This is a genomic window from Mesorhizobium sp. P2_E9 (genome assembly GCF_056403815.1).
The window spans coordinates 1-1,132 of record NZ_JBFUET010000052.1 but is presented as its reverse complement, the minus strand read 5'-3'; the positions used below and the strand labels follow the sequence as shown (position 1 = coordinate 1,132).

Annotated in this window: 1 pseudogene; it reads left to right on the top strand. The window is 59.5% G+C overall.

Annotation, left to right across the window (positions count from 1 at the left end):
• The first annotated feature begins 80 nt into the window (after positions 1-80).
• Positions 81-1,078: pseudogene (locus AC1D05_RS35715) on the top strand (IS5 family transposase).
• The last annotated feature ends 54 nt before the right edge of the window (positions 1,079-1,132 follow it).

Below are 1,132 nucleotides of genomic sequence, written 5' to 3'. Positions count from 1 at the left end.
AGCATTGGTGCAGGGATCGAATTTCAACGATTTCCGCCTATGGGTCTGCGATCGCAACCAGCGTGATTGATCCGCACACCATGCCGCATAAGCATAACGCCGCCCGCCGTCATCGCATCAGCAAGATGAAGTTCAAGGTGACGAACTGGCGGGAGTATGAAGCAGGCCTTCGCCGTCGCGGCCGTCTAACACTGTGGCTGGCGCCGGAAGCGCTTGCCGGATGGGCTGCGCCAAGACGCACGACACGTGGTGGCCAGCCGCGCTATTCGGATCTCGCCATCGAGGCCACCTTGACGCTTGGCATGGCGTTTGGGTTGCCGCTCCGCCAGGGCGAAGGATTACTGGGCTCGGTGCTTAAGCTGATGGGATTGGAGCTTCCCGTGCCCGACCACACAACCCTCAGCCGGCGGGCAAGAACTTGGAGGCCACCTGCCAAAGGCAATGACCGTCAGTCTATCGCGGATGGCCCCCTTCATGTTCTGGTCGATAGCACCGGGCTGAAGATCTACGGGGCGGGTCAATGGTTGGAAGAAAAGTATGGCGCAAAATCCCCCCGTGGCTGGCGCAAGTTGCATCTGGCGCTTGATGCCGCAGTGGCGAGATCATTGCGCATGTGCTCACGGATCAGGACGCCGGCGACGCCTCGCAGGTCGAGCCGTTGCTCGATCAGATCGACGCTGCGATCGGCCAGTTCACCGCAGRTGGCGCCTAKGACGGCGATCCGATTTATGAGGCCGCCCTGCGTCACAGCACAAAAGCAAAGGTCGTCATTCCACCACGCTCAACAGCCGTCGCAAATCAAGACACTGAACCGCCAAGCCAGCGCGATCATCATATCGCGTCCATCAAAACGGATGGCCGCCTCGCATGGCAGGCTTCTACCGGCTATGGCAAACGGGCCTTGGTTGAAACGGGGATGGGCAGATATAAGGGCATCATTGGACGGCGATTGCGGGCACGATCATTCCATGCTCAGCAGACAGAAGTTGCCATCGGTGTTACCATTCTCAACCGGATGCTTGACACTGCACGCCCGGTTTCCGTCCGTTGCAAAGCGGCAACGGCGAATTCAAAGTAACCAACCCCATCAAAGACCGAGCGGCGCCTTCATACTGATCCCTGCACCAACGCC